This is a genomic window from Pseudomonas sp. 2995-1, from assembly GCF_002742505.1.
GTDB lineage: Bacteria > Pseudomonadota > Gammaproteobacteria > Pseudomonadales > Pseudomonadaceae > Aquipseudomonas > Aquipseudomonas sivasensis.
In genome coordinates, this window is record NZ_LJSA01000390.1 from 1 (window position 1) to 334 (window position 334).

General features: G+C 34.7%; 1 protein-coding gene. It reads left to right on the forward strand.

Annotation, left to right across the window (positions count from 1 at the left end; all coding sequences use genetic code 11):
* Positions 1 to 264 (forward strand): formate/nitrite transporter family protein (locus AOA61_RS21220; protein ID WP_178075204.1); only part of this gene is annotated, 264 nt, incomplete at its 5' end.
* Between the last annotated feature and the right edge of the window lie 70 nt (positions 265 to 334).

A 334-nucleotide genomic window follows, 5' to 3' on the forward strand; every position in this document is an offset into this window, starting at 1 on the left:
CTACTTACCTTTATTGTTTCAGGCTATGAACATAGTATTGCAAACATGGCAATCTTAGGCTTAGCACTCATTCATCCAAGTCCAGACACAATTACGCTAGCAGGGTATTTTAATAATCTTATTCCAGTCACCTTAGGTAATATGGTCGGAGGCACCCTTTTTGTTGGTGGATTGTATTGGATTATCAGTCCACAACGAAAGAAAGAAACTGTCAGTGTAAAAAAAGAGCTTTCTGTTCGCAAATCAATTGCTTCGGTTAAATGATAGTTAAAAAACTCGCAATTGTTTTATTAACAATTGTGAGTTTTTTACTATTTTAATTAGTATACGGTAG